The organism is Bacillus sp. NPDC077411 (assembly GCF_044543425.1).
Lineage (GTDB): Bacteria > Bacillota > Bacilli > Bacillales > Bacillaceae_G > Bacillus_A > Bacillus_A bruguierae.
In genome coordinates, this window is the sequence record NZ_JBITWA010000008.1 from 179892 (window position 1) to 185891 (window position 6000).

The 6000-nt window shown below is 37.4% G+C and carries 4 protein-coding genes and 3 pseudogenes; 5 read left to right on the forward strand and 2 right to left on the reverse strand.

Annotated features, from left to right (window positions below):
* The first annotated feature begins 33 nt into the window (after nucleotides 1–33).
* From gabT to ACIGHG_RS13215, 3 genes are read left to right on the forward strand one after another with little or no spacing between them, the layout of a single operon-like run.
* The gene (gene gabT, locus ACIGHG_RS13205; RefSeq protein ID WP_396548866.1) at nucleotides 34–1356 is read left to right on the forward strand and encodes a 4-aminobutyrate--2-oxoglutarate transaminase; all 1323 of its coding nucleotides are present in this window, start codon (nucleotides 34–36) and stop codon (nucleotides 1354–1356) included.
* 24 nt (nucleotides 1357–1380) lie between these two features.
* The gene (locus ACIGHG_RS13210; protein ID WP_396548868.1) at nucleotides 1381–2823 is read left to right on the forward strand and encodes an aldehyde dehydrogenase family protein; all 1443 of its coding nucleotides are present in this window, start codon (nucleotides 1381–1383) and stop codon (nucleotides 2821–2823) included.
* Between the two features lie 26 nt (nucleotides 2824–2849).
* Nucleotides 2850–3209: a DUF3870 domain-containing protein gene (locus ACIGHG_RS13215; protein ID WP_336474629.1), complete on the forward strand. Its 360-nt coding sequence runs from the start codon at nucleotides 2850–2852 to the stop codon at nucleotides 3207–3209.
* 498 nt (nucleotides 3210–3707) lie between these two features.
* On the opposite strand, the gene ACIGHG_RS13220 is transcribed toward ACIGHG_RS13215, so the two are convergent.
* Entirely contained in the window at nucleotides 3708–4340 is a 633-nt protein-coding gene (locus ACIGHG_RS13220) for a type 1 glutamine amidotransferase family protein (protein ID WP_396548871.1), read from the reverse strand.
* A gap of 111 nt (nucleotides 4341–4451) precedes the next feature.
* A pseudogene (locus ACIGHG_RS13225) lies at nucleotides 4452–4604 on the reverse strand (HTH domain-containing protein); the annotation flags it as partial.
* A gap of 1065 nt (nucleotides 4605–5669) precedes the next feature.
* Between ACIGHG_RS13225 and ACIGHG_RS13230 the strand changes: the two are divergent.
* Both ACIGHG_RS13230 and ACIGHG_RS13235 read left to right on the forward strand, forming a co-directional pair.
* Nucleotides 5670–5771: pseudogene (locus tag ACIGHG_RS13230) on the forward strand (IS6 family transposase); the annotation flags it as partial.
* Between the two features lie 17 nt (nucleotides 5772–5788).
* A pseudogene (locus tag ACIGHG_RS13235) lies at nucleotides 5789–6000 on the forward strand (septum formation initiator); the annotation flags it as partial.

Sequence of the window (6000 nt, forward strand, 5' to 3'; positions counted from 1 at the left end):
CAAAATAAAAAATGAAAAAAGGGGTATGTTTCAATGTTAAAGGACAATATTGTAACTACAAAATCTGCTATTTTACATGAAAGAAGAAAAAATGCGGTACCTGCGGGTCCATATAATATTACGCATTTGTATGTTCAATCAGCAAAAGGAGCCATCATTACTGATATAGATGGTAACGAATTAATCGATTTTGCAGGCGGGATTGGGATGCAAAATATCGGGCATTGTCATCCGAAGGTAGTAAAAGCGATTCAAGAGCAAGTGGAATCTTCCATTCATACTTGTTTTCATGTAGCACCGTATGAAAGTTATGTTGCGTTAGCTGAAAGATTGAATGAATTAACGCCGGGTAATTTTAAGAAAAAAACAATGTTTGCAAATAGCGGAGCGGAAGCGGTTGAAAATGCTGTGAAAATTGCTCGGAAAGCTACGGGGCGCAGTGCGATCGTTTCGTTTGAGCGTGCCTATCACGGACGGACACTGATGACAATGTCTCTTACGAGTAAAGTAAAACCTTATAAACATGGATTTGGTCCGTTTGCACCAGATGTATACAAGCTGCCTTATCCGTATTATTACCGCGCAGAAGACGGGATGACGACTGAAGAAGTGGATGGGCAGATTTTAGCGTATTTCGAACGTTTTATGTTAGAGGAAGTAGCAGGTGATAACATTGCAGCAATTATTTTGGAACCGCTTCAAGGTGAAGGTGGGTTTATCGTCCCAACTGCTACGTTTATACAAGGAGTAAGAAACCTTTGTGATAAATATGGAATTGTCATGATTGCAGATGAAATTCAAACGGGCTTTGCTCGTACAGGAAACTTGTTCGCAATGGATCACTTCGGGGTAGCTCCTGATTTAATGACATTTTCAAAGTCAATTGCTGCAGGGATGCCGCTTAGCGCCGTGACAGGAAGAGCGGAATTAATGGATGCGCCAGGCCCAGGACAGCTTGGCGGCACTTTTTCAGGAAGCCCGGTTGCTTGCGCGGCTGGCCTAGCGGTTTTAGATGTAATTGAAGAAGAAAACTTAGTAAAACGTGCCCGGGAAATTGGTGATCGTATGATGGAAGTATTCAATAGCTGGAAGGAGAAATATGAGTTAATTGGCGATGTGAGAGGCCTTGGTGCGATGACGGCTATGGAACTTGTAAAGGATCGAAATACGAAAGAACCAGCAACAGAAGAAGTGAAAGCAATTATGCAGGAAACTCATAACAAAGGTTTAATTACAATAAGTGCTGGTATTTACAGCAGTGTACTTCGTTTCTTACCGCCGCTTGTTATTACAGATGAACAGCTTGAAGAAGGATTAGCTATTCTTGAAGCGGCAATTGCTAGGGTATCCAAATAAGAAGAAGCAGTCGGAGGTAGGAAAATGAAGTTTTTCAACTATATAAATGGGCAGTGGAAAGAGCCATCTACTCAGCAATATTCAAAAAACTATAATCCGCATAATGGAGAAGTATTAGGAGAGTTTCCATTAAGTTCAGCGGAAGATACACAAGCAGCCATCGCTTCTGCGAAAGAAGCCTTTCATAATTGGCAAAGGTTATCGTTTCAAGAACGGGCCAGTTATTTATGGAAAGCAGCAGCTATTTTAAAAGAACGAGTGACGGAAATCGGTTATGACTTGACGAGTGAAGAAGGAAAAACACTCGCTGAAGGGATAGGAGAGACGAAGCGGGCGATTAGCGTTCTCGAATACTATGCAGGAGAAGCGAATCAGCCGATGGGAGAAATCATTCCGTCGGTCAATCCGAAAACGATGCTCTACAGCAAACGGATAGCAGTTGGGCCGGTAGGGTTAATTACACCGTGGAATTTCCCAATTGCCATTCCGGCATGGAAAATGGCTCCGGCACTCATTTACGGTAATACCGTTGTCATAAAACCGGCAGAAATTACCCCGAAATCTGTATATCACCTTGTGAATGCTTTTCATGAAGCGGGGATTCCTCCCGGTGTTATCAATTGTGTATTTGGGAAAGGTTCAGTAGTTGGAACAGAATTAACAGAAAACCTGGATATAAAAGCAATATCCTTTACTGGTTCTAATAACGTCGGAAAAACAATTCAGCAAACGGCTACTGCGAATGGGAAAAAAGTGCAATTAGAAATGGGCGGAAAAAATCCACTCGTTGTATTAAAAGATGCTGATATTCATAAAGCAGTCGAGATTGCGATCAGAGGTGCATTTATGTCAACAGGCCAAAAGTGCACAGCGACAAGTAGAATTATCGTTGAAGAGGAAATTTATGAGGAATTTCGCAATGAACTCGTCCAGCGTACAGAAGCTTTTACAGTTGGCAATCCATTAGAAAAGGATACATTTATGGGACCATGTGTATCTGAAAACCAGCAGCAATCTGTTTTAGCGATGATTGAAGCAGGCAAGAAAGAGGCTTCACTGCTTTGCGGAGGCAACGTACCAAAAGAAGAGGGGCTACAACAAGGATTTTATGTGTTACCGACTATTTTTGAAGACGTACCTCACGATGCACGCATTGCGAAGGAAGAAATTTTCGGTCCTGTTATTTGTTTGTTTAAAGTGAACAATTATAAGGAAGCGATTTACCTCGCTAATGATACAGAATATGGGCTGAGCGCATCCATTTGTACAAATAATCTAAGCCTTGCCCAGCAATTTATTGATGATATGGAAGTCGGAATGGTTCATGTAAACTCAGAAACAGCAGGAGCAGAGCCGCAAGTTCCGTTTGGCGGCATGAAACATTCCAGCGCTGGACCACGCGAACAAGGGAAAGCAGCTGCAGAATTTTATACAAGAATGAAGACTGTATATGTAGATCAAGTATGATGACAACATAATAATGGGGGATGAACATGCGGAAAGGAACTTTTTTCATGGCAGGGCATGCGAGACTTCCGAAAGGGATGGCTGTGCGCAGTGTCTATGAAACACTAACAATTACGATAGAGGCAGATCACAAATATCATGTAATAATCGAATCGTCATGTACCCTTGCGACAGGACACGGACGGGACTTTATTTCGCAAATTTTAAGAGGATATAGTTTACGAGATGGCATCGAAGACATCATTGAAGAAATTTCCTATCATTATCAAGGAAAAGCACAAAATGCAATTATTAGCGCTTTAAAAGATTTGTACCGCCAATATACAAGTTATGTAAACGGCGAAAAACCGCAGGAGGAGTATGAGGAAATAGATTCGATAAAGTAGCTTTTAAAAACTTCTTTTTTAGGGAGAACGAGAGCATCTGACCACGCATAGAAACGGACAGGTCCCGTTCCTACCACATGTCAGGTTTAAAATATGTTGTATTAAAATGGATATATAAATTATGAAACTGCCGAGTTTATTGCACTTTATTGTTTAAAGAGCATTCGTAAACGAGAGCCAGTTGTATTTCTGCTTATTTGCTGAGCGGAATATAACTGGTTCTTTTATTTTCATAAAATAAGGGGGCAGGAAAATGTCAAAAACAAGTGAAGATCAAGGTAAGAAAATAAATATATTAAGTGAAAATAAAGTTGTTTGAAAAATTATTAAGACCTAAATCGTAAAGTTACCAGTTCTATCTTATAACAACTTCAGGAGTGCTTTGTAAGTTCTTCACTTCCATAAACATTTTTAAGTTATATACAAAAAAACATGCTTTGACATCGTCTAAAGCATGGTAAATTATTAATATAAAACTACTAAGTTAATTTTTAAAATTTATCTATTTATTGAGTTCATTAACTGGAAGAAGTATTCAGGTTTATGAGTTTTATTTAGGCTATACCATGCATGTAATGTATCTGGTGCAAATACATCTAATTTTTTCAGTACTTCCATCGCAAATTCCAGAGGAGCTACTCCTGATGCAGTAACTAAATTCTCACCGGATACCACAGGCCCCATCTCATGAAATTTTTCACCTTTATAATTAGGACAGACCATTTTAATATACGCTAAGTGATTGCTTGTATGCTTTCTAGAATCTAAGTATCCCATATTCGCGAGGCCCTCAGTTGCACCACAAATTGCGGCAACAATAGTGCCGAGCTTTAAAGCTTCGCCAATTTTTCTCAAGATAGGTTGATGAATATCTTCTCTCCAAGTATTCCCTCCAGGTAAAATGAAAAGATCTTTACTCTCAAGAGTACATTCATCGAGGGAAATATCTGGTTTTATGCTCAGACCTCCCATTGTAGTAATAATTTCTTTATTACCTCCTACTGTAACTACTTGTAAAGGTGCTAAATCTTTTTTGAAATATCTTCCTGAGTTTAGTTCAGCAATTAAATATCCATATTCCCAGTCTGACATTGTATTAAATACATAAAGATACACTTTTTTTGTTTGCATCTAGTAACACTCCAATCACAATTGATATAGCCTATTATAAGATAACTTCCCTGACAGCTAACGTCAGGGAAGTTATCTTACTTGATGAAATTTTATTAATTCTGACAGAATTTCAATAAAATTGTTCAATAAAGAGTATCCACCGTTATGTCCTGTGTTTGAAATTATAGGTACACCACTTGTTGAAAGTGTATCAATATAACGATACACAGTCCTTATATGAATCTCTAACTTTTTTGATATTTGCTGTTTCGTTGGACAAATCCTATTTCTCTAGCCAACTGTTCTAAAACATGTGGTGATATATGGCGTTGTAATTCTTTAGAAACGATGGAGTTTATCAAAAATTTCTAGATTCATAAAAAGTGTCATCTTTTCCTATGATTCTACAGAAAGAATAGCGTATTTTTCATTTGAAGGAAATTTAGTTTTGTTAGCTTGATAGCGATGTGTCGGAACCCCGAAAAGAAGTTCCTTTTTTCTGAAAAATGTATATAAATACAAAAATAACGATAAATATCCAAAGGGATTTTATATTCCCTTAATTTATTCCTTTCCATTTACATCAATTATTTATTACAACAGCTTTCACGTCTAAAATAAGGTGTTTCAAAAAAGGAAAATATAAGTATTTTTATACACCTCACCATATCATTCCGGGAATTCTGTCCGTTTAGACACATTTTCGTCGCAATTACCCCCTTTTGCTGTACGCTAAGAGATACTTGTTCAGAAAATCTTATGTTTATGAACAGAGGATAAAACACAATAATATCAACGTTTTCTAGCTATAATCATGTTCATAAAGTGTGTAAACAAATCAATGTTCAATTAAACTTAGGTTTTTATCTGTCTAAATATGTATTCATCTTTATAAAATACTGTAATGATAAGGATTTGTAGTCCTTAGCGTACAATGTTCCCAGAATGATACAGTGACCTCTTATAATGAGTTCCCAATATAATCAATGTGTTAATCGAAGGAACTCTGTGTTATTTTTGATTGTCTACTAACTAATACAGCTTCAAATAATGGACACAATTGCTACATGCCAAGTGTAATTTATTATCCATTCAAAAATTCTGTTTATTCATTCTTTCTAAAAATAAAAAAAACAATAAACTCATAAATATACAAGTTATAATGGGGGCGTCGAGAGATAATCTATTACCTCCGGAGAAAATATCAAACCTGGTTCTGGTGCAAAAATTCTAAAGACCTTGCAAGTAATCTTCTAAAATTGAACATACTGATACGATTACTCTAAAAAAGGTGTGTGATCAGAAGGGAAATTTACATGAAAATGGAAGCGTTATCAGCCGGATCTTATTTTGTTAACAGTACGTTGGTACCTGCGGTGCAACTTAAGTTTTCGTGATGTAGTAGAAATGATGGGGGAACGAGGATTATCCTTGGCTCATACCACGATTAAAGGAGGAATTATTATATGAATGGGAATACTGCAAAAAAAAGAGAATTTCAAGCTGAAAATACTGCAGTAAAAAATGAGAAATATCCAGACCCTAAAAAGTGGCATAAACAGGATACTACCTGGGCATTGAGTCTTTTTGGAACAGCAATTGGAGCAGGAGTACTCTTTTTACCTATTAATGCAGGTGCAGGTGGTTTATTATCATTACTGTTAATTACCGTACTTGC